This window comes from Aeromonas sp. R4-3 (genome assembly GCF_040908275.1).
Classification (GTDB): domain Bacteria; phylum Pseudomonadota; class Gammaproteobacteria; order Enterobacterales; family Aeromonadaceae; genus Aeromonas; species Aeromonas rivipollensis.
Window position 1 is genome coordinate 16,723 of the sequence record NZ_JBFODK010000021.1, and the last position, 24,352, is coordinate 41,074.

The following is a 24,352-nucleotide window of genomic DNA, read 5'->3' on the forward strand; positions in this document are numbered from 1 at the left end:
GTTTTTTTATGGCTGCCAGCGGCTGGCCAAGAGGTTGGGAGCCTGAGATATATACGTTTGGCCGAAGGTTTGGATGCCGCCGATCCATGGCATTGGCCCGGTGAGGTGCCCCGGGGCAGGCGGTGTCAGGAGAGTGAAGCAGGCAAGGAGGGGTCTTATGAAAGGCGTGTTGCTGCGTTGGCTGGCTCGCTACGATGCCTGGTGCCAGGAGTGGGGACTGGTGCCCGAGAACCGGCGCTGCTGCGCGCCGGTGCGTTATGACGAAGACGAGCAGGAGGAGCCGACGTCGGAGGGCGATGCCTCGCCACTCAATCAAAATTGCGCGTCACGGCCCCGTTAACGCTGTTGTACTCAAATCCCAACCCGTCCGGATAAGCGGGGAAGCGGCCGATGGAGTCGCGCAGGGTATAGCGGCAGTTGTCGTGGCGAAGCTTGCCATCAGCCTGCCCGTCTACCGGGATGAGCCGGGAAATGTAGTCACTCTTTGAATCTTTATGACGTTCATCGGCCGCCGTCAGATCGGTATCGAGAAGGGCGCCGAACAGGCTCTCGCAGTCATCCCGGCTGCTGACGGAGATCTGATCGCTGTCGCCACCGGGGAAGATTGCATCAGGGAGTTGACCACCCTGATCCTCCTTGGTGCCCACCGGCCAGCCGTGGCTGTTGATGTCGAGATCCTGCTTGCCCATGCCGCTAAAGTTATAGAGTGCCAGCGGCTCTCCCTTCACCTTGACCGCCCAGCCCGCATGGGCGAGTTGCACGGCGCTGGCAAAACTGCCCGCGGTCGCCGAGACGCTGCTCTTGAGCGCATCGTCCTGGATGTTGATGAAGCGGGCAGGGCGGTGACAGCCAGTATGGCCAGCACCACGATGACCAGCACCAGTTCTAGCAGGGTAAAGCCGTGGGAAAGGTGTTTTGGCATGGAATCAACCCATTGAGTACGACGAACAGGTAAGCGCGACATGGAACTGATAGATACCCACTGCCACCTCGATTTTCCGGTCTTCGATACCGATCGGGAGGCATTGCTGGCCCAGTGGCGCCAGCTGGGGGTGGGCGAGTATATCATCCCCGCCGTGGGAGAGGAAAACTGGGGACGGGTGATGGCGCTGGCCGAGCGTCATCATGACATTCGTTATGGTCTGGGGGTGCATCCCTGGTATGTGGGGGCCCAGACGGAGGGGGCGCTGACAAGGCTGGAGGCCCTGCTGGCGGGCAAGCCCCGGGGGCTGGTGGCCATCGGCGAATGCGGGCTGGACTTGCGCACCCAGGTGCCCCAGGAGGGGCAGCTTGAGCTGTTCGAGGCGCAAGTGAGGTTGGCCATGGCCCATGACCTGCCCCTCATAGTCCACTCGGTGCGGGCCAACGACACTGTTGCCAAGATCCTGCGGCGCTTCAAACCGGCGAGGGGGGGCGTGATCCACGCCTTCAGCGGCTCCCTGCATCAGGCCGAGGCGTTCTGGCAGCTGGGTTTCAGGCTGGGAATAGGAGGGGTCATCAGCTATGAGCGGGCCAACAAGACCCGGGAGGCGATCCGTGCCATGCCACTGGAGGCCCTGCTGCTGGAAACCGACGCCCCCGACATGCCGCTACAGGGGCGCCAGGGAGAGATCAACACCCCAGCCAGCCTGCCGACCATAGCCCGGCTGTTGGCGCAATTACGGCAGCAGCCGCTGGCGGATGTTATTTCGGTGTTACATGAATCCACTCTGCGGCTTTTCCCGCGGTCGACCACGAATTTAACAACTAATTAACGCTCGATGCCGGTGTGATAAAAAACAGGACCCATAAAAATCGTTTGCGGTCTAATTAAACGACGTTCAGCCCATTTCAGGCTTATAAAATGTGACCAGTATTCTATTTTGTCGCACCGTAATTAGTATAATGCGCACCCTTGATTAGCGGCTTTAATACACAAAACGTTAACAAGCTGGCAGGTGCTACTAAAGAGGAAGTGTTAATAATGAATCTGATAATGGGTCTGGTAGGGATGGCGACGCTCATCCTTATCGCGGTGCTGTTCTCCAGCAATCGCAAGGCAATCAAAATCCGCACCGTGGGTGGTGCCTTCGCAATTCAGGCCGGTCTGGGTGCCTTCGTGCTGTATGTCCCGGTTGGTCGGGATATTCTGGTGAGCGTGTCCGATGCCGTCTCCAGCGTCATCGGTTATGGTCAGAACGGTATCGAATTCCTGTTCGGTGGTCTGGTCAGCAACAAGATGTTCGAAGTGTTCGGTGGCGGTGGTTTCATCTTCGCCTTCCGTGTACTGCCCGTCATCATCTTCTTCTCTTCCCTGATCGCGGTTCTTTATTACCTCGGCATCATGCAGTGGGTGATCAAGCTGCTGGGTGGTGGTCTGCAGAAGGTGCTGGGTACCTCCCGTACCGAATCCCTGTCTGCCACTGCCAACATCTTCGTCGGCCAGACTGAAGCCCCGCTGGTGGTGCGTCCCTTCATCTCCAAGATGACCGACTCCGAGCTGTTCGCCGTCATGTGTGGTGGCCTGGCCTCCGTTGCCGGCTCCGTGCTGGCCGGTTACGCCTCCATGGGCGTCAAGATGGAATACCTGATCGCCGCCTCCTTCATGGCTGCCCCGGGTGGTCTGCTGTTCGCCAAGCTGCTGGTACCGGAAACCGAGACCCCGAGCTACGACGAGAACTCCGCCGATGGCGAGCTGGACGACAAGCCGGCCAACGTGATCGACGCCGCCGCTGCCGGTGCCTCCGCCGGTCTGCAACTGGCCCTGAACGTGGGTGCCATGCTGCTGGCCTTCATCGGCCTCATCGCCATGATCAACGGCATCTTCTCCGGCGTGGGTGGCTGGTTCGGCATGCCTGAGCTCTCCCTGGAGCTGCTGCTGGGCTGGCTGTTCTCCCCGCTGGCCTTCCTGATCGGTGTGCCCTGGAGCGAAGCCGTGGTGGCCGGTTCCTTCATCGGTCAGAAGCTGGTGGTGAACGAGTTCGTGGCTTACCTGAACTTCGCGCCCTACCTGAAGGATGAAGTGCTGATCAACGGCGTGGCCATGTCCGATCACACCAAGGCCATCATCTCCTTCGCCCTGTGCGGTTTCGCCAACCTGTCCTCCGTTGCCATCCTGCTGGGTGGTCTGGGCTCCATGGCACCGAACCGTCGCGGCACCATAGCGCGCTTCGGCCTGAAGGCCGTGCTGGCCGGCTCTCTGTCCAACCTGATGTCTGCCACCATCGCAGGCTTCTTCCTGGCACTGACAGCCATGTAATGCTTGTCTGACAGACAAGTTAAAACGAGCGCCACAGCGAAAAGCTGTGGCGTTCTCGTTTGGAGCGGTGACAACCGTTTTCCTTTCTAGACTAATAATAAAATGAGTCAAATCGGAGGTTTTATGAATGAAGTGCTACTGGCGATTGCTGCCGGCTTTATCGTTGGCGTGTTGTTTTCTTTCCTCAAGTTGCCGATCCCGGCACCTCCCGTACTGTCCGGGGTAATGGGGATTGTGGGGGTCTATCTGGGGGGGATTGCCTACTCCTGGATCCTGACCCGCTTCTTCTCTTAAGCACCTTCCAGTGCTGGATTTGCCGGGTGTGAGGTACCTCTGAAATTGGCAAATCCGGCTTGCAAACACGGGGTATCTCGGCTGAAATAGGCGATGCCAGCAGGGTGCTGGCATTGACTAATGCCCACATGAGGTGGGTGTTGGCGGTCAAATGGAATTGATTGGGAAGTCGGGTCTGCGGTTGTCGGCCTTTCTCAAGTCTTCATGGAACCAAGTCCGCACTTTTGTAAGAAAGTGACAGGGCTCTTGCCTTATTTGCAGCCGTATTGCCTGTGCATTTGCGCTGTAATTCCATATCCCTTTCGCCTGGGATCTTCGTTTGCCGATCCTGTGTGTTCGGTGGCGGCAGATCGCGGCTGAGGGGACTTATCGAGACTTTGGAGACATAGCATGACTGATCTGAAACTGGCCGCCCAACGCGCCCTGAACCTGATGGACCTGACCACCCTGAACGATGACGACACCGATCAGAAGGTCATCGACCTGTGCCGCAAGGCCAAGTCTCCGGCCGGCCTCACCGCCGCCGTCTGCATCTATCCCCGTTTCATCCCTATTGCTCGCAAGACCCTGCGTGAGATCGGCGCCGCCGACGTGCGCATCGCCACCGTGACCAACTTCCCTCACGGCAACGACGACATCGAGATCGCCGTGGCCGAGACCCGCGCCGCCGTCGCCTACGGTGCCGATGAAGTGGACGTGGTGTTCCCCTACCGCGCCTTCATGGCCGGCAATGAACAGGTCGGCTTCAGCCTGGTCAAAGCTTGTAAGGAAGCCTGTGGTGACAAGGCGCTGCTGAAGGTGATCATCGAGACCGGTGAGTTGAAAGAAGAGGCGCTGATCCGTCGTGCCTCCGAGATCTCCATCGATGCCGGTGCCGACTTCATCAAGACCTCCACCGGCAAGGTGCCGGTCAATGCGACCCCGGAAGCGGCCCGCATCATGATGGAAGTGATCAAGGCCAAGAACCCGAAGGTGGGCTTCAAGCCTGCTGGTGGCGTGAAAGACGCAGCCGTTGCCGGTCAGTACCTGGCCATGGCCGAAGAGATACTGGGCAAGGACTGGGTCTCTCCGCGCACCTTCCGCTTCGGTGCCTCCAGCCTGCTGGCCAGCCTGCTGGCGACCCTGGGCCACGGCGACAAGCCGGCCAATACCAGCGGTTACTAAGCGGTGACAGGGGGCGGCCTGCCGCCCCCTCTTCGGATCCTGTTCGGTCTGTGTTCGTGCAAGGCGCACGGAGGGAATGAAAGATGTTTTTGCCTCAAGAAATTATTCGCAAGAAGCGCAACGGTGAAGCGCTCAGTACCCAAGAGATTCAATTCTTCGTCCAGGGCATTACCAACAACAGCATAGGCGAAGGGCAGATCGCGGCCCTGGCCATGGCGGTCTACTTCAAGGACATGACCATGGATGAGCGGGTCGCCCTGACCTGCGCCATGCGCGACTCCGGCATGGTGCTGACCTGGGATCACCTGAACCTGGGTGGCCCCATAGTCGACAAGCACTCCACCGGTGGCGTGGGTGATGTGGTCTCCCTGATGCTGGGCCCCATGGTCGCCGCTTGCGGCGGCTTCGTGCCCATGATCTCCGGCCGTGGTCTGGGCCACACCGGCGGCACCCTGGACAAGCTGGACGCCATTCCCGGCTACCAGACCTCGGTCGACAACGATCGCTTCCTGAAGGTGGTGAAAGAGGCGGGCGTGGCCATCATAGGCCAGACCGGCGATCTGGCCCCGGCCGACAAGCGTATCTATGCGGTACGGGACATCACGGCCACCGTCGAATCCATCGCCATGATCACCGGCTCCATCCTCTCCAAAAAGCTCGCCTCCGGGCTCGAAGCGTTGGTGATGGATGTGAAAGTGGGCTCAGGAGCCTTCATGCCGACCTTCGAAGCCTCCGAAGAACTGGCCAAGAGCATAGTGGCCGTAGCCAACGGTGCCGGTTGCCGTACCTCTGCGCTGCTGACCGACATGAACCAGGTGCTGGCCTCCAGCGCCGGCAACGCGGTAGAAGTGCGCGAGGCGGTACGCTACCTGACCGGTGAATATCGCAACCCGCGCATCCACGAAGTGACCATGGCGCTCTGTGCCGAGATGCTGATCTCCGCCAAGCTTGCGAGCGACGAGCAAGACGCCCGTGCCAAGCTGCAAGCGGTGCTGGACAACGGCAAGGCCGCCGAGATCTTCGGTCGCATGGTGACCGGCCTCGGTGGTCCGGCGGACTTCATGGAGCGTTACGACGCTTATCTGCCCAAGGCCGGCATAGTGCGCCCCGTGTATGCGGCGCAGAGCGGTTTCGTGACCGCCATGGATACCCGCGAACTGGGCCTGGCCGTGGTCGCCATGGGCGGTGGTCGCCGCGCCGCCGGGGACAAACTCGATTATGCGGTCGGTCTGACCGACTTTATCCGCCTGGGGCAGAGCGTCGAGGCTGACAAGCCGCTCGCGCTGATCCACGCTCAGACAGAAGCTCAATTTGCCGAGGCCGCCCGCATGGTGCAGGCAGCCGTCAAGATCGGTGACACCCGACCAGAGGCACTGCCCGAGGTTTATCGTCGCATCGGTCTGGCCGATTTGTAACAAGGGGAAGACCCATGAAACGTACCTTTATTCTGATGATGGACTCCTTCGGTATTGGCGCTGCCGCCGATGCCGAGAAGTTCGGAGATGTGGGCGCCAACACCCTTGGCCATATCGCCAAGGCCTGCGCCGCCGGTGAGATTGAAGGCCGTGGTGCCCTCAACCTGCCCAACCTCAACAAGCTGGGCCTGGGCCACGCAGGGGAGCAGGCTTCCGGCTACTTCCCGGCAGGCTTGAAGAAAGATATCGAGGTAGTCGGTGCCTATGGCTTTGCCCAGGAGCTCTCCTCCGGCAAGGACACCCCGTCCGGTCACTGGGAGATCGCCGGTGTGCCCGTGCTGTTCGAGTGGGGCTACTTCCACGATCACCACAACAGCTTCCCCCAGGAGCTGCTGGACGCCATCGTCGAGAAGGCGGGTCTGCCGGGTTACCTCGGCAACTGCCACGCCTCCGGCACCCAGGTGCTTGACGATCTGGGCGAAGAGCATATGCGGACCGGCAAGCCGATCCTCTACACCTCTGCCGACTCAGTGTTCCAGATCGCCTGCCACGAAGAGACCTACGGCCTCGAGAAGCTCTACGAGCTGTGCCACATAGTGCGCGAGCTGCTGGAGCCCTACAACATAGGCCGCGTCATCGCGCGTCCGTTCGTGGGCAGCGGCAAGGGCAATTTCAAGCGCACCGGCAACCGTCACGACTACTCGGTGCTGCCGCCGGCGCCGACCGTGCTGGACTACATGAAGGATGCGGGTGGCCAGGTGGTCTCCATCGGCAAGATTGCCGACATCTATGCCCAGCAGGGCATCACCAAGCAGGTGAAGGGCACAGGCCTGACCGAGCTGTGGGACAGAACCCTGGAAGAGGTGAAGGCCGCCGGTGACAACACCATCGTCTTCACCAACTTCGTGGACTTCGACTCCTCCTACGGCCACCGCCGTGACGTCAAGGGCTACGCCGATGCGCTGGAGTATTTCGACTCCCGTCTGCCGGAGCTGTTCGAGATACTGCAAGATGGCGATGTGGTGGTGCTGACCGCCGACCACGGCTGCGATCCGACCTGGAGCGGCACTGACCACACCCGTGAATACATCCCTGTGCTCTTCTACGGCAAGCCGGTCAAGGCCGGTTCCGTCGGCCGTCGCGAGACCTTCGCCGACATCGGCCAGAGCATAGCGGCCTACCACGGTCTGCCCAAGCTGCAATACGGTACCAGTTTCCTGTAACTGACCCGCCCGCCACTTCGGCGGCGGGCAATTTTAAAAACAATAAAACTCAACCTAGTGTGAAGGAATCAAGAGAATGGCAACTCCTCATATCAATGCAAAAGATGGCGCCTTTGCTGACACAGTGCTGATGCCGGGCGACCCCCTGCGTGCCAAGTACATCGCCGAGACCTTCCTGGAGAACGTCGAGCAGGTGTGTGACGTGCGCAGCATGCTCGGGTTTACCGGTACCTACAAGGGCCGTCGCATCTCCGTCATGGGCCACGGCATGGGCATCCCGTCCTGTTCCATCTATGCCAAAGAGCTGATCACCGACTACGGCGTGAAGACCCTGATCCGCGTAGGCTCCTGCGGCGCCGTGCGTGAAGACGTCAAACTGCGTGACGTGGTGATCGGCATGGGTGCCTGCACCGACTCCAAGGTCAACCGTCTGCGCTTCAAGGATCACGACTTCGCCGCCATCGCCGACTTCGATCTGGTTGCCAATGCCGTGCAAGCCGCCAAGAACAAGGGCACTCCAGTGCGCGTGGGTAACATCTTCTCCGCCGACCTGTTCTATACCCCGGACCCCTCCATGTTCGACGTCATGGAAAAATACGGCATCCTGGGTGTCGAGATGGAAGCCGCCGGCATCTACGGCGTGGCCGCAGAGTACGGTGCCAAGGCACTGACCATCTGCACCGTCTCCGACCATATCCGTACCGGCGAGCAGACCACCTCCGAAGAGCGTCAGCTGACCTTCAACGACATGATCGAAATCGCGCTGGACTCCGTCCTGCTGGGTGACAAGTAATCCCCATTCACATCATGCAAAACGGCGACCTCGGGTCGCCGTTTTTTTATGCTTCATTTGGGGAGTCAGCCCGGAGGGCCGGGTGTGCCGTCTATCCTTTCTGGTTGCGCACCGCGAGATCAGTACCATGAAACCAATGCATATCCTGACTCAGCTGATCTTCATTCTGATGCCGAACATAGCGTGGGCCAGCGAGGGGCGGTTGGCCCCGCATCACCTCCTCTGATCTCAATCACGCCGCTCTGGGCCCATGCTATTCGCCAAGATTCGATGGTAGATAAAGAGCCCTAATCACCCTCTTCGCTAACCACCAGCGACCAGCTCTCATCGGGATCGAACAGCTGGATCGCCTCAACGGCAGTTGCTGTGTCTGCCCCCAGATCCTTTTGATAAACCCGCCCCTCATGATTCACCATGAAGGTCATCACCCCACTGTTGGCATAATCGGCCGGCCAGGCGATCAGGGCGACACCGTCTCTTAACAGCCCGTCGACAAAGTACTCTTTACTCCCCCCATTGGCCGCAGCTCCTTGGGCATACAGGATACGGTAGTAGTAGCCATGATAGGGTGTGCGTTGACCGACCACGGCCTTGTAGCCCTCTGCGGCTGCACTGACGACCTCCTCTCCGGCCGGGCTTGCTGGATCACCCTCGCCCACAGGCCAATAGAGTCCATTTTGTTGTCCTGCATCACTGCGTAGTTTGGCCGCAAAGAGTCCCGCGGTTTGACCATCATGCCCCATGGCGGCGTACTCTATCTGCGCGTCGATAAAGCCGCGGCACACCGCAATCGCCCCCAACTCATTCCGACCGATGCGGCGATAGGCGATCTCTTTGGCACCTGCGGCGCCATCGAGATACCACTTGCCATCTGCGGCCACGAGGGGGATGGGCAGTGGCCAATCCGACTCCCCCACGACCAGGATCATTTTATCCTTACCTTCGGCCACCAGTTGGTGCTTGTTCTTGAAGCTCGCGACGAAGGCGGTGCGATCATTGGCATCGGCCACCTCATCCCCCGAGGTGATGGCCTCCTCACTATTTTCGCCGAGCAACAGCGTCAGTGCGGTGACATCGTTCCGCTCCAGGGCCGTGATCAGGGCCTGCACCGCCTCATCCGGGGTGGCGAAGGTGCGTTGTGCCATGGCGCTTGCGTCGCAGGCAGCGGTCAGGGCCAGCAGGGCCAACCCCCATGAGGGGGCCCAACTCCATTTCAACAAACGCTTCATTATCGCGTACTCCGTCTGGGTTGAGTGTTGCGCCCGGCATGCGCGCTACTAGCCACACTTTCACGCCCACGATGGCTGGCGGCGCGCTCGGTTCTGCCCGAATTCTGCACCCCTTGGAAGGCACTCTTTGAGGCTGCTGGTGCCCTGCGTGTCGCCGTCTGTGTTGCGCTCTTGCTGTGGGTAGCTCGTGGCTGGACATAGCCGCGATCACGCGCCCCAGCTGTCTGTGGAGTGATTTGCTGCCGCTTGACCTTGTCTCCTGCGTAGTTGCCCTGGCGCGGCGTGCGTTGAGCCACATTCGCCTCCCTGCTCACCTGTCTAGCGTCGCGTGTTGCCTTGGCAGTTTCGCTTTTTGGCTGGCGGTTGGCTCCCGCATAGCTCCCCTTCGGCGCTGTTGCGCGAGCCTCCCTGTTCACCTCATTGACTGCGCGTGGTGCGCCGGCGTATTCGTTTTTAGGTTGGCGATTGGCCCCCGCATAAGTCCCCTTAGGTGTGGCATCTCGTCGGCCCCCTGCCTCGTTATTCAGCGAGCGTGGCTCCAGGGTAGCCAGCTCTGCACGCTGGGGGCGCGCCGCTGTGATGGGGCTGTCGGCTTGGCGCAGGTAGTTATTGGGGCCGCGCTCAAACTTGTTGAAGTAATCGTTCCCCTTGGCATTGATATAAATATTGTTGTTGGATCCCCGCTGATAGTTGGCCGGACGGTTGTAGCCATTGGCGGGACGAAAACCATTGCCATAGTTGGGGTTATAACGATAGGGAGCGTAACCGCCGGGATAATCGGATCCCCACCGCGGGTAATAATAATCGCCCTCATCATCATCGTCGTTGAAGACCTCGTTGACCAACATGCCCGCACCAAAGGCGAGCAAGCCCGTCACGACCATATCACCGCGGTCGTACTCATCCTCGTCATCATCATTTTCTACCACTGTCGTGGTCGTTGCCGCAGGCACGGTCGTTGTCGTGGTTGCTGTGGTCACCGGTGCTGAGGTCGGCCCGGCAGCTGGCGGGCTATAGACGGCGGTTGGGTCGTATTGCGGGACGTAAACGACGTCAGGGTTGGCAGGCGCAATGGTGACGATCTGCTGATTGTTCTGCTCATCCTTGGCCACTTTCATTTGTTCCGAGTCTTTCAGGTTGCCCACCTCCATCGCCTGTTGACGCAGGCGCTGAACGGCTGCCAGCACGCCCGGTTCATCGGCCAGGAAGGCGCTGCCCAGCTCAGTCGTCCACTCCATCTTCAGGCACATCATGTCCATGACGGTTGGGAAGTGCATCAGCGACATGGTGGGCGGCGTAAAGCCCAGCGGCGCAATGGCGGCGGTCAGCTCTTTCCCCTTGAGATCGGGGTGGGCGACCAGCCAGTTGCCGGCATCGAGCACCTCTTGCGGATTGGTGGCGCTGGCCAGCACCTGAGCCAATACCGCATCAGGGTAAAGGGCTACGGGCGCAAGCAGGGTCTCGAGCGCCTCTGGGGTATATTTCGATGCTTGTGTGTTAATCGGTTGAGGCTGCGCTTGCGGTGCGACCGCAGCGCTGGCTGTGCTGGCGGCCGCGCTGGGCTGGACGCTTTGCGCGACGAGGGGGGGCTCCTCTTTGCATGCCGCCAATACCGTGCTGAGGGCGATCACGGCCGCCAACGCGCTACGGCGAAATAGGGGTTGCTTCATGATCTTGCTTCCTTCTGCTGGAGTGGCTGATGCGCCTCTTGCCTGATGATTTCCACACATGTTGTATCTCAATGCATTCAATGCGGGCGTTTCATACCGAAAACATAAACCACTAATCGAGATCACACCCAAAACCGGCTGGAAAGGCGTGAAAAATTCGTTTGCTCCTGTCCCAAGCTACCCCTGAACACCTTAACGTGACCAAAATCAGATGGACAAACCTGAGAAGTGAAGGACTATGGGATACCGCCTTCGGTGGCGCTAGAGATTCAATCAATGCACTTGGGGATGGAGAGGATCTAGGCGCAGCACAATGGGACTGCGGATGCAGCGCAAATGGCTGGACAGGCTGGTCAAGGAACTGCGGCATGAAGTGATCGTGGATCGCCACTTGGTCAACGAGCGCTTCAGCGACGACGGCGGAACCAAGCTACTCGAAACTCTGCTCGATCAGCTACTCGAACCGCTGGGGGTAATAACAAGAGCAAGGCGTTTCGCGAACGGCGCCTTATTCGATGCCGGGCGGCGGGGCGTTGTCGGCGGAGGCCTGGCTCTGCACAGCTCTCTTCTTGTGCTTGCGGACCCGCATGTAGTTGCGGCGCACCCCGTAGGAGATGAGCAGGCCAGCCAGCAGCATCACCAGCAGCATCAGTCGCTGTTTCTCCTGACTCACCTTGAGATGGGTATCCTGCGCGGCGAGCAGCCGTTGCTCCTCCAGGGTGATCCTCAGGTAGCCCAGGGTCAGGTTTCCCTCCTGGATCTCCTGCACGAACTGGGTGCGCCCCTTGCCCTGCTCCGGCAGTGACTTGTTGTCGGTGCCGATGGGCAACAGGTTCTCGAGGGGAACGGCCTGATCCGACTGTGCTAGGGGGATGCCGCGGGCGTCGTAGAGGGTGACGTCGAGGATGTCGGGCTCGGCGGCCAGATCCTGTGCCAGGCGCTCCAGCTCGCTCTCCTTGTCCTCCTTGATCCAGCGCCGCATGTCCCGGGCGGCGTAGGCGACCAGCGCCTGGGCCCTATCCCGCGCCGCGCTGTGCAATGCGGCCTGGCTTGCTCCCTGCATGTGGATCATCAGCACCAGCACCCAGAGACCGAGCAGGATCCCCGCTGCCAGGCTGATAACACGTTTGATGGGGAGATGACGCACAGCGCTGAGCCTCTTGGGGGGAATGGACAATGGTGGCGGGATCTTGGCGCTTGCCTGTACAAAAAGCAATACGCTACTCTGGGCCCGCATGATGAACCCCATGATCTCCAAGGAAGGCGTCTCTCTTATGTTGTTGTCCCAACTCCCCCGCTCCCCGCACGACTGGTCCCAGGCTCTGTGCGGTGCTCCCTGCTGGCAACTCACCCCCGAAGCCCTGCTGCCCGCGGCCAGTGCCCATGACGGCGCCTGGTTGGTGCTGTTTGGCAAGGCGCTAGGTGCCCGCCACCTGACACAAGTGGCGACGCTGCTGGCAGACCATAAGGTCGAGGCCAGCCTCTATCCTGTGGGGGAGCAGGCCGGTGTGCCCCTGCTGCTGCTCGGCGCTAGCCGTTTCTCCCCCGAGCTGGTGCTGGCCCTCAAGGGGCAGGAGTGGGACATAGATGCCTGCCATCTCGACACCTTGCCCACCCTGGGGGCACCCGGGCTGCTGGTGATGGACATGGATTCCACCGCGATCCAGATCGAGTGCATCGACGAGATAGCCCGCCTGGCGGGTGTGGGTGAGCAGGTGGCGGCCGTGACGGCGGCGGCCATGCAGGGCAAGCTGGAGTTTGCCGACAGCCTGCGCAGCCGGGTCGCCCTGCTGAAGGGCGCCCCTGTCACCATCCTCGATGAGGTGGCGGCCGCCATGCCCTGGATGCCCGGCTTGCAGCTGATGGTCGACACCCTCAAGCAGGCGGGCTGGACAGTGGCGATCGCCTCCGGCGGCTTTACCCGTTTCGCCGGCGAACTGCAGCAGGCGCTGGGGCTGGACGCCATCTTTGCCAACGAGCTGGCGGTGGAGGAGGGCGTGCTGACCGGCCAGGTGAGCGGTCCCATAGTGGATGCCACCGCCAAGGCCGAGGCGCTGCTGCAATTGGCGCGGGAGCATGGGATCCCCGCTACCCAGACGGTGGCGGTCGGCGATGGCGCCAACGATCTCAAGATGATGGGGGTGGCAGGGCTCGGCATCGCCATTCACGCCAAACCATTGGTGCGGGCCCAGGCGGCCGCCACCCTCAATCATCATGATCTGGAAGGGGTGCTCTGCCTGCTCGGCGCGCTCGCCTGCCGCGACAGGCGCTGGAGTTGAAACCCGCTCAAGGAGGAGCAGAGAACAAGATGGAACTGTTGCAACAATCCCTGTTTGTCCCCTGTGGCGAACATCGGCTCCATGTGCGCCATATCCAGCCCGGTGTCGCCATCCATGCCGATCCCATCCTGATGGTGCACGGCGCCATCGAGAACGGGCGTATCTTCTACACCGAATCCGGCAAGGGGCTGGCCTGTTTTCTGGCCAGACACGGCTATCAGGTGTACGTGGCCGATCTGCGTGGCCGAGGCCAGAGCACGCCAGCCATCGCCGAGCGTGCCGGCCACGGCCAGCATGAGTTGATCACCGAGGATCTGCCCGCGCTGCAGCACTGGGTGGCGGCGCGCCATCCCGCGGCCAGGGTGCACTGGATGGCCCACTCCTGGGGCGGGGTCATCATGGCCTCGACCCTGGTGCGCTTCCCCGAGCTGGCGGATCAGATAGCGAGCCTGGTGTTCTTCGGCACCAAACGGGGGGTCTCGGTGCAGAGCCCCGAGCGCTGGCTGAAGGTGGACCTGATCTGGAACCGGCTGGCGCCCTGGCTGGCGCGCCGCCAGGGTTTTCTGGCAGCCCGCAAGTTGAAGATAGGAGCCGATGATGAGCCCTTGCGTTACCTGCAGGAGACCATTCCCTGGGTGAAATGCGGGCCCTGGCAGGATCCCCACGACGGCTTTGCCTATGACGAGGCCGCCGCCAGGGTGAGCTGGCCGCCGCTCTGGATGATCTCGGCCAAGGCGGACAAGGTGCTGGGGCACCCCACAGACGTGCGCCGCTTCAGTGCCGAGATGGGGTCGGCGACCCGCCACACCCGCCTCGGCCGGGATAACGGCAACCGGCTCGATTATGATCACATCAACATGCTGACGGCGCCCCAGGCCCAGGAGGATCACTTCCCCGAGATCCTCGCCTGGCTGCTCAACCCCCAGGCGGCCTGAGCGCTCGCTGAAACGGGCAGCCATCTGCCCGCCACCTGCCCCTGATACTGACGGCTGAGGGCACCAGGGGCTGGCCTCTCTGGGCTACTTCGCCGTGGGCTTGATGCCGAGCCGGAACAGGGTGGCCTCTGTGGTATCGGTCAGCTCACCGACCCCCACCACGCTCCACAGCTCCTCTTCCAGCTGCTTGGCCTTGTGAATGGCGAACTTGGCGATGTAGTCCAGCTCGCCCGCGATGAAGCTGGTGTCGGGGCGACCGGTGCGGGAGATGCCGACCAGCACCGAATAGAACTCGCCCTGCTGCAGGGCCAGCTCGATGAAGCGGCGCTTCGCCTCCGGCGAGGAAAAGCTGCTGGCCAGGTGGCTGCGAAACAGGGGAGCCCCGCCCTGGGAGTGCAGGCTGGCGATGTAGACCTCTTCCTCCTCAGGCTTGTCTTCCCGCGCCATGGTGCGCAAGGGGTTGAGCAGCACCGTCTTGAGCAGGGCCCCCTGGAACAGGGGGTAGAGGTTCAGCTGCTTCTCCTGCCCGGCGCAGGCCTGCAACAGGCGGGAGAGGCTGCGCGGTCGGGGTGCCATGCCCACGGCGGCAGGTCTTGCCGCCGCCTTGAGCTTGTTGACATAGACCGGCGAGTTGAACAGGTGGTGGGTATAGAGGTTGCGCAGCGCCCGTGCCATGCCGCGGTAGCGCTTGTGCTCCCGGGTGGTCTTGAGCTTGTTCTGGTTGCTCTCGATCAGCAGGCTGAAGAACTGATGGCCTATGTGGCGCTCCGCCGTGCCTTCGATGCACAGATGCAGCACGGTACGGCTCAAATTGAGGCTGACCAGCCGGTAGGGCAGGCGCTGCAAGTCCATGGTCTTGGCGAGCTCCTGCAATCTGGGCAGGGCGATAGTGACTGTTTCCCCCTTCTCCCCCTCGAATGCCTCCTCCAGCTCGATCTGCATGCCATGGGCCGAGATGTCACGGGTCCAGCCGATCCAGGCGCGGTCCTTGTGCCTGAGCACTATCGCCGTCTTGTGAACGTAGCGGGCCTCCTTGCGCAGTTGCACATAGTGCAGCGTCTCTATCTCGAAGGGGGCCGCCTGGGTGTCGTGGCCGAAGCGTTGCAAGGCGTTGGCATTGGGCTGCTGGCTGTCGTAGTGGAATTCGCTGCGCTGGTGGTCCAGCCCTATCTCCTGCAGCAGGCCGACATAGCCTATCTGGCCGAGGCGCTCGCGCAGCAGCATGTCCTGCAACTGGTGTGACTCTCCCTGCTGGCTGTCGAGGTCGGCTTCGCTCAGGGTGCAGGCCTCCAGGCTGAACTTGTAGACGCGCCAGCTGGGGCGACGGGCCCCGACCTGGAAGAAGAGGGCGGCCAGGCCGCTCTGCTGCAACTCTTCGCGGGTGGCGGAGAAGAAGTAGAGGTGACTGCGCACCGAGTGGGTGAAGCTGTAGATCAGGGTCTCGCGCAGTCCCCCTTTGGCTGGCAACAGGGAGGGCATGCGCGCCGCCGTGAAGAGGCTGGCGAGCATGTCGCGGTTCTTGGCGTCGCGCCAGTACTCGAGGATGTGCTGGTTGTTCTCGGTGCGCAGGGCGATCTCGAGGCTTGGGGTGTCGCCCCGACCGAAGTAGAGCGGCATGCCGGTCATGCGCGGCAGGTAGAACTGCTCGTATCCCTTGATGATGGCGGCCGACAGCAGGTAGTCGACGCTGACCCGATAGCGACTGCGGTTGCGCTCGATGAAGTCGCGCAGGAATTCGTCGAAGGCGGGATGCTCGCCGCTCTTCACCAGCCGCAGCCAGAATTTCCCCTCTTTCTGCTCCTGCCCCAGGATCTGGTAGCTGATCGGCTGGTGCAGTATGGGGAGGGGGTTCTCGCGCTCCAGTCCGGTGAAGAAGACCTCGATGTGATCGCCGGTCTGGTAGTCGGGCAGATAGGGAACCGAGACCCGGATCCCGCCGAGGGAGAGATCCGAGCTCTTGGCCAGCAGCTTCTCCCCGTTCGCCAGCCTGAGCACCATGGGGGAGCTGAAGTGCATCCGCTCCTCCTGCCGACCGTAGTGGCTGGCGAAGGGGATGGCGTTGACATCGAAGGGGCTGAACGGGCTGACGGGCAGGGAGAGGCTCTCGCTGCGCCCCTGATTGAGCTTGTACCAGGCTTGCAGCGCCTCGTAGACCCCGAGCGTGTAGCTGTCCCGGTAGAGATAGCACTGGGACTGGAACTGCTCGACGGCCTCGGCGGGCATGAAGTGGGTCACCCCTTCAAACTCGTGTACCTGGCAGAGGGCCCCCAGCTCGTTGCGCATGTCGATCACGCGCCGACAGGAGGTGCACTTGCGCTTCAGTTCCATCTTCAGCAGGAAGCGGCCGTTGGTATTCTCGTTCTGGGTCAGGCGGTTGAAGATCTCGTCGAAGTCCTTTTCCCGGAGCAGGGGGACAAGTTGTTCAATCAGGTGTAGTGGTTGTTCTGAATCCATGTATTCCTGCCGCGGAAAGTCACTTTTCCGATTCTGGGTTTGATCTGCCGGTCGCAAACCAGTATATCAAGCAGGAATTCATCCTGTCCCCGAGTTATCCATGGCCAAAAACAAAACCGCCTATGTTTGTTCCGAATGTGGCGCCGACTTCACCCGCTGGCAAGGTCAGTGCAGCGAGTGCAAGGAGTGGAACACCATCACCGAGGTCCGGCTGGGCGTCACTACCCCCGGCAAGAGTGCCCGCTACACAGGTTATGCCGGCGCCGTCGGCAGCCAGGTGCAGACCCTGGCCGAAGTTGCGACCACAGAGATCCCCCGCTTCAGCTCGGGCTTCAAGGAGCTGGATCGGGTGCTCGGCGGCGGTGTGGTGCCGGGCTCGGCCATCCTCATCGGCGGCAACCCGGGGGCGGGCAAGTCGACCCTGCTGCTGCAGACCATGTGCGGTCTGGCGCAGCGGATGAAGACCCTGTATGTGACGGGGGAGGAGTCCCTGCAACAGGTGGCGATGCGAGCCAGTCGGCTGGGCTTGCCTACCGACAAGCTGCGGATGCTGTCGGAAACCAGCGTGGAGCAGATCTGCATCATTGCCCAGCAGGAGCAGCCGCAGATCATGGTCATCGACTCCATCCAGGTGATGCATGTGGCGGATGTGCAGTCATCCCCCGGCTCCGTCTCCCAGGTGCGCGAATCTGCGGCCCTGCTCACCCGCTACGCCAAGCAGAATCATGTCGCCATCTTCATGGTGGGCCATGTCACCAAGGACGGCACCCTGGCCGGACCCAAGGTGCTGGAGCACTGTGTCGACTGCTCCGTGCTGCTGGATGGTGCCCACGACTCGCGCTTTCGCACCCTGCGCTCTCACAAGAACCGCTTCGGTGCGGTCAACGAGCTTGGCGTTTTCGCTATGACGGGGCAGGGGATGAAGGAGGTGAGCAACCCCTCCGCCATCTTCCTGAGCCGTGGTGACGAGCAGGCCCCCGGCTCCATCGTCATGGTGATCTGGGAGGGGACGCGCCCGCTGCTGGTGGAGTTGCAGGCGCTGGTGGACTACTCCCAGGTTTCCAATCCGCGCCGGGTGGCGGTGGGGATGGATCACAACCGTCTCGCCATGCTGCTGGCGGTGCTGCATCGTCACGGTGGCTTGCAGATGGCGGATCAGGACGTCTTCATCAACGTGGTCGGGGGGGTCAAGGTCGAGGAGACCAGTGCGGATCTGGCGCTGCTGCTGGCCATGGTTTCCAGCTTCCGGGATCAGCCCCTGCCCAAGGATCTGGTGGTGTTCGGCGAGGTGGGGCTGTCTGGGGAGATCCGGCCCGTGCCCTCCGGCCAGGAGCGGTTGCAGGAGGCGGCCAAGCACGGTTTCCGCCGCGCCATAGTGCCTCATGCCAACGCGCCCAAACACCCCATCGAGGGGATGGAAGTGGTACCGGTAAAGAAGCTGTCCGATGCCCTCGAGGCCTTGTAACAGCGTAAAAGAGCACAAAAAAAGGAGCGTATGACGCTCCTTTTTCATTGATGACGGCGGATCAGGAGGGGGGATTGTGCTCCCTGTGCTCTTGCAGCAACTGCTCCAGCTCGCGATACAGCAGCTGCTCCTCACCTATGTTCAGTTCTATCATCCGCTTGAGGTGAGTGGCGCTGTCGATGTCGATGTGGTGGCAGTAGAAGCCCAGCTTCTTGCTGGCCTCGTGGGTCAGCTCGACCTGCATCTTGATCTCGATGTCACTGCCGCCCAGCATGAAGCAGATCTCGTACTCCTTGTCGTCGCTGCCGACCCAATCCTCGGGCCTGATGAGCAGGGCGCCCTGCAGGGAGACATCCACCAGCTGGGTTCGCCACTGGTGCACCCCTTGCGTCAGCTTGGCGGCGGTCAAATAGAAGATTCGGGTAAAGTGGCGGCGCTCGGCCATGTTCATCTCCGGTCTGCGTGCGAGCACAGTGCTAACCATCCATGCCCAGAGTGTAATCTAGCCGGCGCATCAGGATGTTGAACTGGCTCCGATATTGAGCATCAGACTCGCTAGCGGCTGAGGGATTCGACCACCTGAAGCGCCTTGACCAGCCTGTCCTCCTGCTTGAATCTGTCCTCCAGCACCGGACCCAGCTGATTCAGATCCTCATCGAGCTGCAACAGCTGGGCCTCGTCGGCATTGCTGTATTTGTCGTTGAACTCCAGGGCAAACTCGGTGCAGGCACGGATATGGGGATAGATGCGTTTGGCCAGCTCCAGCTTGTCACCGCTGGCTTGCTCGAAGGCGGTGACCACGTGGTTGTAGATCTCGAAATGACCGGCGCTGACGTAGTCGACCAGCTGCTCGCAGAAGCGTTGCAGTTCGACATGACCGGGAAGGGAGCGTTGCTTGGACTTGGTGGGCATGAGCCCGGCCAGTCGCATGTACTCGACCAGCAATGCCTGCCTGGCATCCAGCCAGTCATCGATTGCCCTGTGCTTGCCTGCCAACGCGCGCTTGGTTTGTTCCAGTTCAGTTAACATAGTCCCTCCATGGGCATGGCATGAAGCGCTATGGCTGCAGGCCTTCGGTCATTCTCAGCGACTGACGACACTCCTATAACTAGGGAAAATCCTGTTGACCGTCAATAGGAGTGTGGGGATATTGTTACATCAGGCGGGGGTTTGCATACAAGTCTCCGTCGGTTTCTGGTCCCGTGTCGCTTGTCAGGAGGACGCAGGGGCGAGATATGTGACTATTTCCGCAGATCTTGATGAAAACCCCAGCATTCAAGCCAATCCGGCTGATAAAGCCTTTGCCTGAGTGTTTTTTTTTGAATAGAGTGGCCCGGTGCTAAATGCCCGATCATAAAGGAAATGTTATGAACAAAGCTCAACTTGTCGATGCAATTGCCGCCAAAGCAGACCTGAGCAAAGCTCAGGCCAAAGTTGCTCTGGAAGAGATCATCAATGGTATTACCCAGAGCCTGAAAGAGGGCGATGCCGTTCAGTTGGTGGGTTTTGGTACCTTCAAGGTCAACCATCGCGCGGGCCGCACCGGTCGCAACCCGCAAACTGGTAAAGAGATCCAGATTGCAGCCGCCAATGTGCCGTCCTTTGTGGCAGGCAAGGCGCTGAAAGACGCCGTCAAGTAATCGCGTAAAGTAATCAAATGAAACCCGGCGCCTGCCGGGTTTTTTCTTGCCATCTTCGTTAAAATTTGTTTCAGATACACTCAGAATATGGCATGCGCTGTAGTGAGGTGGATATGGAACAGAAGAATGCCATCCGGCAGGTGGCCGTGCCCTGGGCACCCTCCCGCCAACTTCCCCCCGGCCTGGTTGTGGCCGAACTGCATCAGGATATCTGGAGTGACAATCTGACGGTTGTGTTGGGGCGTGCCCGCAGCATAGATCTGCCGCCGCAGCCGCTGTGCCGGGTCAGTTTCCGCCATATCTTCGCCGTGAGGGTGATGGAGGATTGCGATCTGGCGGAAGGGCGGGACAGCCACGTCATCGAGGAGCAGATCCAGCTCATCACGCCGTCCCGCTTCGCCAGCTGGTTCCATCAGGAGTCCGATGGCCTGCACCTGGACGAGGACTTGCAGCACTATCGCATCTCGACCTGGGATTACTGCGCCGATGTGCTGACCTCTTCCCCTCCGGAATTGCAGTTTGTGGCGCTGGAGGAGTGAGCGGGCGCCACCATCCAGATAAAAAAGCCGGAACATCGCTGTTCCGGCTTTTTCTTGCCTGAGGGCCGACGGGGTCAGCCGAGCAACTGCTCCCTGTGCAGACCGAGCACTATCAGGAGCCCGAGCAGGTAGAAGGCGCTGAGCTTGATGCCGAGGATGGCCAGCATGCCGGCACAGAGGCGAACCAGCGCCTTGTGCAGCCAGGAACCGGTGAAGCGATACATGTTTACTCCACCGATTCGGTCGGGGCGAATTCGGGCACCTTGGCCATGGCGTCCAGCACCACCTGGATGCCGGCCCCGGGTTTGCAGGCGTTCTCGCTCAGGTGGCGGCGCCAGGCACGGGCCCCCTGCATGTTCTGGAACAGGCCCAGCATGTGACGGGTCATGTGGGAGAGGTAGTTGCCCTTGGCCAGCTCCTGCTCCATGTAGGGCAGCATCATGCGCACCACTTCGTGGCGGCTCGGCACCTCGCCCCCCAGACCGAATACCCGACTGTCGACCTCGGCCAGGATATAGGGGTTCTGGTACGCCTCGCGCCCCATCATGACCCCGTCCACCTGCTGCAGGTGCTCCAGGGTCTGTTCGAGGGAGTTGACCCCGCCGTTGAGGGCTATGGTCAGCTCGGGATAGTCCCGCTTGACCTGATAGACGCGCGGGTAGTCCAGCGGCGGGATCTCGCGGTTCTCTTTCGGGCTCAGGCCGCTCAGCCAGGCCTTGCGGGCGTGGACGATGAAGGTCTCGCAGCCGGCATCGCGCACCTGCTCGATGAAGGCCTGCAAGAACTCGTAGGAGTCCTGATCATCGATGCCGATGCGGGTCTTCACTGTCACCGGAATGCCCACCACATCGCGCATCGCCTTGACGCAGTCGGCCACCAGGGCGGGCTCCCCCATCAGACAGGCGCCGAAACGGCCGTTCTGGACGCGATCGGAGGGGCAACCCACGTTGAGGTTGATCTCGTCATAGCCGCGCTCCTCGGCCAGCTTGGCACAACGGGCCAGGTCCGCCGGATTGCTGCCACCCAGCTGCAGGGCGAGGGGATGTTCCTGCTCGCTGTAACCCAGATAGTCCCCTTTGCCATGGATGATGGCGCCCGTGGTCACCATCTCGGTATAGAGCAGTGTCTGGCGGGTCATCAGACGGTGGAAATAACGGCAATGCCGATCGGTCCAGTCCAGCATGGGGGCGATGGAGAAGCGCTGCGCCTGCATAAAAATCATCCGGGTTGGCAAAATAAGGGGCCGGATTCTACCACAAGGTGAGACGGCCTCAGAAAATGAATTTTGTCGCCGCGCACAGGGGGCCCTGTGATAGTATCCGGCTAATTGACAGGGTATCTGCGTGATCATGAATCAAGACCTACTTCTACAACGAGCGGAACGTCTCTGCGACCAGCGGGGGATCCGTTTCACCCCGACCCGGCGCCAGGTGTTCCGGCTGCTTGCCGCCCATGGCAATGCCATCAGCGCCTACGATCTGCTGGCCCAGTTGCAGCAGACCGAGGCACATGCCAAACCCCCCACCGTCTACCGGGCGCTCGACTTTCTGCTCGAGCAGGGGTTCGCCCACAAGGTGGAGTCGCTCAACGCCTTCATCTTCTGCTGCCACTTTGACCATGCCCACCCCATGCAGCTGCTGATCTGCGATCACTGCAAGGAGGTGGTGGAGCTGCACGATCCGGCCATCGACAGCGCCTTTTCCGAGCAGGCTCACCAGCATGGTTTTACTATTACCAACAAGACCATAGAGGCCCATGGTCAATGTGCTCGTTGCTCTGACACCCTAGGAAGTGAAGATGAAGGCTGATTTTGTAAACCCGTTCCTGCTCTCCCTGCTCAATGTGCTCTCTACCATGGCACAGCTGGAGCTCAAACCCGGCGCGCCCAAGCGCAAGACGGACGAGCTGGCACGGGGGGATGTCTCCGGCCTCATCGGCATGGTGGGTCCGCAGACCCGGGGATCGCTCTCCATCAGCTTCGAGAAGGGGCTGGCGCTGGAGATCATGCGCCGCATGCTGGGGGAGGCACCGGCCACCATCAACGAAGAGGTGACCGACATGGTGGGCGAGATCACCAACATGGTGACCGGCGGCGCCAAGCGCATGCTGGGGGAGAAGGGCTATGAGTTCGACATGGCGACCCCCATCATAGTCTCCGGCCCCAATCACACCATCACCCACAGGGCTGACGGTGCCAAGATCATGATGCCGTTCGATTCAGAGTACGGCCGTGCCACCATAGAGATCTGCTTCGAGTAACCGCCATGTGGACGATGCTGAAATGGACTGTCATCTGTGGGGGGCTGCTGCTTATCCTGTCGGATATCCAGATCAGCACTTCCCTCTACAAGTACGAAGACAACAGCGTGCAGATCAACTTCCCGCGCTGGCAGAGTGAGCAGCCCTGGGGCAGCCTGCGCTGGCATGCCGGCCAGGTCGAGAGCCACTGGTACGGCCTGGCCGGCAAACCCAAGCCGGCATCCGTGCTCTGAGTACTGACCCGATTTGCCATGCACAGTTGCAAAAATGAAAGAGGCCAGCGAAAGCTGGCCTCTTTTTTATGTCGTTGGGATGAGGATCAGGCGGCTTCGGCGGCCAGCTTGTCACCACCGCGCACCAGGGTGCCCAGGCCGCAGGCCAGCAGGGTGGGCAGCAACCAGGCCAGGCCCTTGTCGAACAGCGGCAGGAAGGCGAACGCATCCATCTTCATGCCGGCGGCACCCAGACCGTCCAGGCAGCCGAACAGGAAGGCAACCAGCAGCACGGAGCGGAACACCAGGCGGGGACGCCCGAAGTAACCCTTCAGGAAGGTGACCAGCACCAGGGCCACGGCCACCGGATAGATGGCGACCAGCACAGGGATGGAGAGGCTGATGAGCTGGCTCAGGCCGACGTTGGCCACCACGGCACAGACGACACCCAGCAGTACCACCAGCTTCTGGTAGCTCACGCCGGTGAGATTGTGGAAGAAGTCGGAGCAGGCGGAGATCAGGCCCACGGCAGTGGTGAAACAGGCCAGGGTGATGATGGCTGCCAGGATGAACTGACCCGGCTGACCGAACAGGCTCAGCACGTAGGCGTTGACGATGGCGCCGCCATTGCTGACGTCGGTGGCGACACCGGCCGCGGTGTTACCCAGCTGGAACAGGGAGACATAGACCACGGACAGGCCGATGGCGGAGATGATGCCGGCGATGGCCAGGTACTTGAACTGGCTCTGATAGTCGTGAATGCCTTTCTTGCGCAGCAGATCGACGATCAGGGCGCCGAACATCAGAGACGCCAGGGTATCCATGGTGTTGTAGCCTTCCAGGATCCCTTTCACCAGGGGGCTGTGCTGATAGTCGCCGGACGCGGCGGGCATGGTGCCCTGGGGGGCGACGAAGACGCCGACGGCCAGGGTCAGCAGCAGCAGCATCAGCACGGGGGTCAGGTATTTGCCGATGGCATCCATCAGCTTGCCCTGATTGAGGGAGACCAGGATGGCGATACCGAAGAAGACCACGGTGTAGGCGGCCAGACCGGATTGACCCATGTCGCCGAGGAAGGGCTTGAGACCCATCTCGTAGGCCACCAGGCCGGTACGGGGAGCTGCGAAGGCCGGGCCTATGATGATGTAGATGGCGACGGCCAGCGCGGTGGCAACGCCTGTGGGCAGCAACTTGGTCATGCCGGCCCAGCCGTTGCCGGCCTTGGCGACGGCGAGAATGGTGATGAGGGGCAGGCCCACGGCGGTCACCAGGAAGCCCAGCATGGCCAGGGAGAGGTGCTCACCCGCCATGTAACCGGCCAGGGGCGGGAAGATGATGTTGCCTGCGCCCAGATAGAAGGCGAAGGTCATGAAGCCCAATCCGAGTACATCGGACAATGTGAGTGATTTCGTCAAGTTCAACCTCGTCTGTCTTGTAAACTATTGCTTGTTATAGTTTTTTATTGGTCAGTGACCGGCGTTGTTCAGGGGTAAAAAAAAGGAGCCCCGCTGCTTTTTTCATCGCCACCAGTGGTTTGAGCTGG

25 protein-coding genes and 1 pseudogene are annotated in these 24,352 nt (G+C 61.1%); 16 read left to right on the forward strand and 10 right to left on the reverse strand.

Features of this window, described 5'->3' with window-relative positions; genetic code table 11:
• Positions 1-157: 157 nt before the first annotated feature.
• Positions 158-340, forward strand: coding sequence for a hypothetical protein (locus AB5Y91_RS04635; protein WP_163135650.1), 183 nt, complete (start codon positions 158-160; stop codon positions 338-340).
• Here the strand turns inward: AB5Y91_RS04635 and tppF are convergent.
• Positions 309-922, reverse strand: a pseudogene (gene tppF / locus AB5Y91_RS04640) (type IVa pilus pseudopilin TppF). The gene AB5Y91_RS04635 and the pseudogene tppF sit on opposite strands and share 32 nt — an antisense overlap.
• 40 nt (positions 923-962) lie before the next feature.
• Here tppF and AB5Y91_RS04645 point away from each other — a divergent pair.
• The 7 genes from AB5Y91_RS04645 to deoD all read left to right on the forward strand — a co-directional run bounded on the left by AB5Y91_RS04645 (position 963) and on the right by deoD (position 8,127).
• Positions 963-1,754 carry a TatD family hydrolase gene (locus AB5Y91_RS04645; RefSeq protein WP_368169193.1) on the forward strand — a complete coding sequence of 264 codons (792 nt, stop codon included), beginning with the start codon at positions 963-965 and terminating at the stop codon, positions 1,752-1,754.
• Positions 1,755-1,963: 209 nt separating this feature from the next.
• Positions 1,964-3,238 (forward strand): NupC/NupG family nucleoside CNT transporter, encoded by a 1,275-nt coding sequence (locus tag AB5Y91_RS04650; protein ID WP_106885034.1) that lies wholly within the window; start codon positions 1,964-1,966, stop codon positions 3,236-3,238.
• A gap of 123 nt (positions 3,239-3,361) precedes the next feature.
• Positions 3,362-3,532, forward strand: coding sequence for a XapX domain-containing protein (locus AB5Y91_RS04655; protein ID WP_005332215.1), 171 nt, complete (start codon positions 3,362-3,364; stop codon positions 3,530-3,532).
• 390 nt (positions 3,533-3,922) lie between these two features.
• A complete protein-coding gene (gene deoC / locus AB5Y91_RS04660; protein WP_106885033.1) occupies positions 3,923-4,696 on the forward strand; it encodes a deoxyribose-phosphate aldolase in 774 nt (257 codons plus the stop codon).
• Between the two features lie 83 nt (positions 4,697-4,779).
• Positions 4,780-6,111 carry a thymidine phosphorylase gene (gene deoA, locus AB5Y91_RS04665; RefSeq protein WP_025325641.1) on the forward strand — a complete coding sequence of 444 codons (1,332 nt, stop codon included), beginning with the start codon at positions 4,780-4,782 and terminating at the stop codon, positions 6,109-6,111.
• Positions 6,112-6,125: 14 nt separating this feature from the next.
• Positions 6,126-7,334: a phosphopentomutase gene (locus tag AB5Y91_RS04670; protein ID WP_025325642.1), complete on the forward strand. Its 1,209-nt coding sequence runs from the start codon at positions 6,126-6,128 to the stop codon at positions 7,332-7,334.
• Between the two features lie 76 nt (positions 7,335-7,410).
• Entirely contained in the window at positions 7,411-8,127 is a 717-nt protein-coding gene (gene deoD / locus AB5Y91_RS04675; RefSeq protein WP_111912111.1) for a purine-nucleoside phosphorylase, read from the forward strand.
• A 287-nt stretch (positions 8,128-8,414) separates the two neighbouring features.
• On the opposite strand, the gene AB5Y91_RS04680 is transcribed toward deoD, so the two are convergent.
• From AB5Y91_RS04680 to AB5Y91_RS04690, 3 genes are all read right to left on the reverse strand, one after another.
• On the reverse strand, positions 8,415-9,356 hold the full coding sequence (locus AB5Y91_RS04680) for a DUF2950 domain-containing protein (protein WP_368169194.1): 942 nt from the start codon (positions 9,354-9,356) through the stop codon (positions 8,415-8,417).
• Positions 9,356-11,026, reverse strand: a complete 1,671-nt coding sequence (locus tag AB5Y91_RS04685) for a DUF3300 domain-containing protein (protein WP_368169195.1) — start codon at positions 11,024-11,026, stop codon at positions 9,356-9,358. Before AB5Y91_RS04685 ends, AB5Y91_RS04680 begins: the two co-directional genes overlap by 1 nt.
• Positions 11,027-11,534: 508 nt before the next feature.
• Positions 11,535-12,173: an AhpA/YtjB family protein gene (locus AB5Y91_RS04690; RefSeq protein ID WP_106887793.1), complete on the reverse strand. Its 639-nt coding sequence runs from the start codon at positions 12,171-12,173 to the stop codon at positions 11,535-11,537.
• A gap of 127 nt (positions 12,174-12,300) precedes the next feature.
• Between AB5Y91_RS04690 and serB the strand changes: the two genes are divergently transcribed.
• Both serB and AB5Y91_RS04700 read left to right on the forward strand, forming a co-directional pair.
• Positions 12,301-13,305, forward strand: coding sequence for a phosphoserine phosphatase SerB (serB, locus tag AB5Y91_RS04695; protein WP_368169196.1), 1,005 nt, complete (start codon positions 12,301-12,303; stop codon positions 13,303-13,305).
• 29 nt (positions 13,306-13,334) lie between these two features.
• Positions 13,335-14,240, forward strand: coding sequence for an alpha/beta fold hydrolase (locus AB5Y91_RS04700; protein ID WP_163135635.1), 906 nt, complete (start codon positions 13,335-13,337; stop codon positions 14,238-14,240).
• An 84-nt stretch (positions 14,241-14,324) separates the two neighbouring features.
• On the opposite strand, the gene AB5Y91_RS04705 is transcribed toward AB5Y91_RS04700, so the two are convergent.
• Positions 14,325-16,694: a PilZ domain-containing protein gene (locus AB5Y91_RS04705; RefSeq protein ID WP_368169197.1), complete on the reverse strand. Its 2,370-nt coding sequence runs from the start codon at positions 16,692-16,694 to the stop codon at positions 14,325-14,327.
• A 100-nt stretch (positions 16,695-16,794) separates the two neighbouring features.
• On the opposite strand from AB5Y91_RS04705, the gene radA reads away from it, so the two are divergent.
• Complete coding sequence (radA, locus tag AB5Y91_RS04710; protein WP_111912119.1) at positions 16,795-18,159, forward strand: DNA repair protein RadA; 1,365 nt, start codon at positions 16,795-16,797, stop codon at positions 18,157-18,159.
• Positions 18,160-18,220: 61 nt separating this feature from the next.
• Here radA and AB5Y91_RS04715 read toward each other — a convergent pair whose 3' ends face one another.
• Positions 18,221-18,604, reverse strand: coding sequence for a PilZ domain-containing protein (locus AB5Y91_RS04715; protein WP_106887790.1), 384 nt, complete (start codon positions 18,602-18,604; stop codon positions 18,221-18,223).
• Between the two features lie 110 nt (positions 18,605-18,714).
• A complete protein-coding gene (gene rsd / locus AB5Y91_RS04720) occupies positions 18,715-19,188 on the reverse strand; it encodes a sigma D regulator (RefSeq protein ID WP_106885024.1) in 474 nt (157 codons plus the stop codon).
• 338 nt (positions 19,189-19,526) lie between these two features.
• On the opposite strand from rsd, the gene hupA reads away from it, so the two are divergent.
• A complete protein-coding gene (hupA, locus tag AB5Y91_RS04725; protein WP_005305063.1) occupies positions 19,527-19,799 on the forward strand; it encodes a nucleoid-associated protein HU-alpha in 273 nt (90 codons plus the stop codon).
• A 113-nt stretch (positions 19,800-19,912) separates the two neighbouring features.
• A complete protein-coding gene (locus tag AB5Y91_RS04730) occupies positions 19,913-20,338 on the forward strand; it encodes a hypothetical protein (protein ID WP_106887789.1) in 426 nt (141 codons plus the stop codon).
• 74 nt (positions 20,339-20,412) lie between these two features.
• Here the strand turns inward: AB5Y91_RS04730 and AB5Y91_RS04735 are convergent, their stop codons facing one another.
• Both AB5Y91_RS04735 and dusA read right to left on the reverse strand, forming a co-directional pair.
• Complete coding sequence (locus AB5Y91_RS04735) at positions 20,413-20,562, reverse strand: hypothetical protein (protein ID WP_106885023.1); 150 nt, start codon at positions 20,560-20,562, stop codon at positions 20,413-20,415.
• Positions 20,563-20,564: 2 nt separating this feature from the next.
• Positions 20,565-21,551 (reverse strand): tRNA dihydrouridine(20/20a) synthase DusA, encoded by a 987-nt coding sequence (gene dusA / locus AB5Y91_RS04740; protein WP_368169198.1) that lies wholly within the window; start codon positions 21,549-21,551, stop codon positions 20,565-20,567.
• A 136-nt stretch (positions 21,552-21,687) separates the two neighbouring features.
• Between dusA and zur the strand changes: the two genes are divergently transcribed.
• Genes zur through AB5Y91_RS04755 form a run of 3 tightly spaced genes read left to right on the forward strand, consistent with a single transcriptional unit; the run spans position 21,688 to position 22,830 of the window.
• The gene (zur, locus tag AB5Y91_RS04745; RefSeq protein WP_368169199.1) at positions 21,688-22,146 is read left to right on the forward strand and encodes a zinc uptake transcriptional repressor Zur; all 459 of its coding nucleotides are present in this window, start codon (positions 21,688-21,690) and stop codon (positions 22,144-22,146) included.
• Positions 22,136-22,597, forward strand: a complete 462-nt coding sequence (locus tag AB5Y91_RS04750) for a chemotaxis protein CheX (protein WP_025325657.1) — start codon at positions 22,136-22,138, stop codon at positions 22,595-22,597. The genes zur and AB5Y91_RS04750 overlap by 11 nt, the downstream gene beginning before the upstream one ends.
• Before the next feature lie 5 nt (positions 22,598-22,602).
• The gene (locus AB5Y91_RS04755; protein WP_368169200.1) at positions 22,603-22,830 is read left to right on the forward strand and encodes a hypothetical protein; all 228 of its coding nucleotides are present in this window, start codon (positions 22,603-22,605) and stop codon (positions 22,828-22,830) included.
• Between the two features lie 86 nt (positions 22,831-22,916).
• Here the strand turns inward: AB5Y91_RS04755 and brnQ are convergent, their stop codons facing one another.
• Positions 22,917-24,224, reverse strand: a complete 1,308-nt coding sequence (gene brnQ / locus AB5Y91_RS04760; protein WP_106887788.1) for a branched-chain amino acid transport system II carrier protein — start codon at positions 24,222-24,224, stop codon at positions 22,917-22,919.
• Positions 24,225-24,352: the final 128 nt, after the last annotated feature.

Excerpts from the sequence above, each read along its gene's own strand:
- AB5Y91_RS04635 (WP_163135650.1), top strand. The coding sequence starts at position 158 with ATGAAAGGCGTGTTGCTGCGTTGGCTGGCTCGCTACGATGCCTGGTGC.
- AB5Y91_RS04645 (WP_368169193.1), top strand. The coding sequence starts at position 963 with ATGGAACTGATAGATACCCACTGCCACCTCGATTTTCCGGTCTTCGAT.
- AB5Y91_RS04650 (WP_106885034.1), top strand. The coding sequence starts at position 1,964 with ATGAATCTGATAATGGGTCTGGTAGGGATGGCGACGCTCATCCTTATC.
- AB5Y91_RS04655 (WP_005332215.1), top strand. The coding sequence starts at position 3,362 with ATGAATGAAGTGCTACTGGCGATTGCTGCCGGCTTTATCGTTGGCGTG.
- deoC (WP_106885033.1), top strand. The coding sequence starts at position 3,923 with ATGACTGATCTGAAACTGGCCGCCCAACGCGCCCTGAACCTGATGGAC.
- deoA (WP_025325641.1), top strand. The coding sequence starts at position 4,780 with ATGTTTTTGCCTCAAGAAATTATTCGCAAGAAGCGCAACGGTGAAGCG.
- AB5Y91_RS04670 (WP_025325642.1), top strand. The coding sequence starts at position 6,126 with ATGAAACGTACCTTTATTCTGATGATGGACTCCTTCGGTATTGGCGCT.
- deoD (WP_111912111.1), top strand. The coding sequence starts at position 7,411 with ATGGCAACTCCTCATATCAATGCAAAAGATGGCGCCTTTGCTGACACA.
- AB5Y91_RS04680 (WP_368169194.1), bottom strand. The coding sequence starts at position 9,356 with ATGAAGCGTTTGTTGAAATGGAGTTGGGCCCCCTCATGGGGGTTGGCC.
- AB5Y91_RS04685 (WP_368169195.1), bottom strand. The coding sequence starts at position 11,026 with ATGAAGCAACCCCTATTTCGCCGTAGCGCGTTGGCGGCCGTGATCGCC.
- serB (WP_368169196.1), top strand. The coding sequence starts at position 12,301 with ATGTTGTTGTCCCAACTCCCCCGCTCCCCGCACGACTGGTCCCAGGCT.
- AB5Y91_RS04700 (WP_163135635.1), top strand. The coding sequence starts at position 13,335 with ATGGAACTGTTGCAACAATCCCTGTTTGTCCCCTGTGGCGAACATCGG.
- AB5Y91_RS04705 (WP_368169197.1), bottom strand. The coding sequence starts at position 16,694 with ATGGATTCAGAACAACCACTACACCTGATTGAACAACTTGTCCCCCTG.
- radA (WP_111912119.1), top strand. The coding sequence starts at position 16,795 with ATGGCCAAAAACAAAACCGCCTATGTTTGTTCCGAATGTGGCGCCGAC.
- AB5Y91_RS04715 (WP_106887790.1), bottom strand. The coding sequence starts at position 18,604 with ATGGCCGAGCGCCGCCACTTTACCCGAATCTTCTATTTGACCGCCGCC.
- rsd (WP_106885024.1), bottom strand. The coding sequence starts at position 19,188 with ATGTTAACTGAACTGGAACAAACCAAGCGCGCGTTGGCAGGCAAGCAC.
- hupA (WP_005305063.1), top strand. The coding sequence starts at position 19,527 with ATGAACAAAGCTCAACTTGTCGATGCAATTGCCGCCAAAGCAGACCTG.
- AB5Y91_RS04730 (WP_106887789.1), top strand. The coding sequence starts at position 19,913 with ATGGAACAGAAGAATGCCATCCGGCAGGTGGCCGTGCCCTGGGCACCC.
- AB5Y91_RS04735 (WP_106885023.1), bottom strand. The coding sequence starts at position 20,562 with ATGTATCGCTTCACCGGTTCCTGGCTGCACAAGGCGCTGGTTCGCCTC.
- dusA (WP_368169198.1), bottom strand. The coding sequence starts at position 21,551 with ATGCAGGCGCAGCGCTTCTCCATCGCCCCCATGCTGGACTGGACCGAT.
- zur (WP_368169199.1), top strand. The coding sequence starts at position 21,688 with ATGAATCAAGACCTACTTCTACAACGAGCGGAACGTCTCTGCGACCAG.
- AB5Y91_RS04750 (WP_025325657.1), top strand. The coding sequence starts at position 22,136 with ATGAAGGCTGATTTTGTAAACCCGTTCCTGCTCTCCCTGCTCAATGTG.
- AB5Y91_RS04755 (WP_368169200.1), top strand. The coding sequence starts at position 22,603 with ATGTGGACGATGCTGAAATGGACTGTCATCTGTGGGGGGCTGCTGCTT.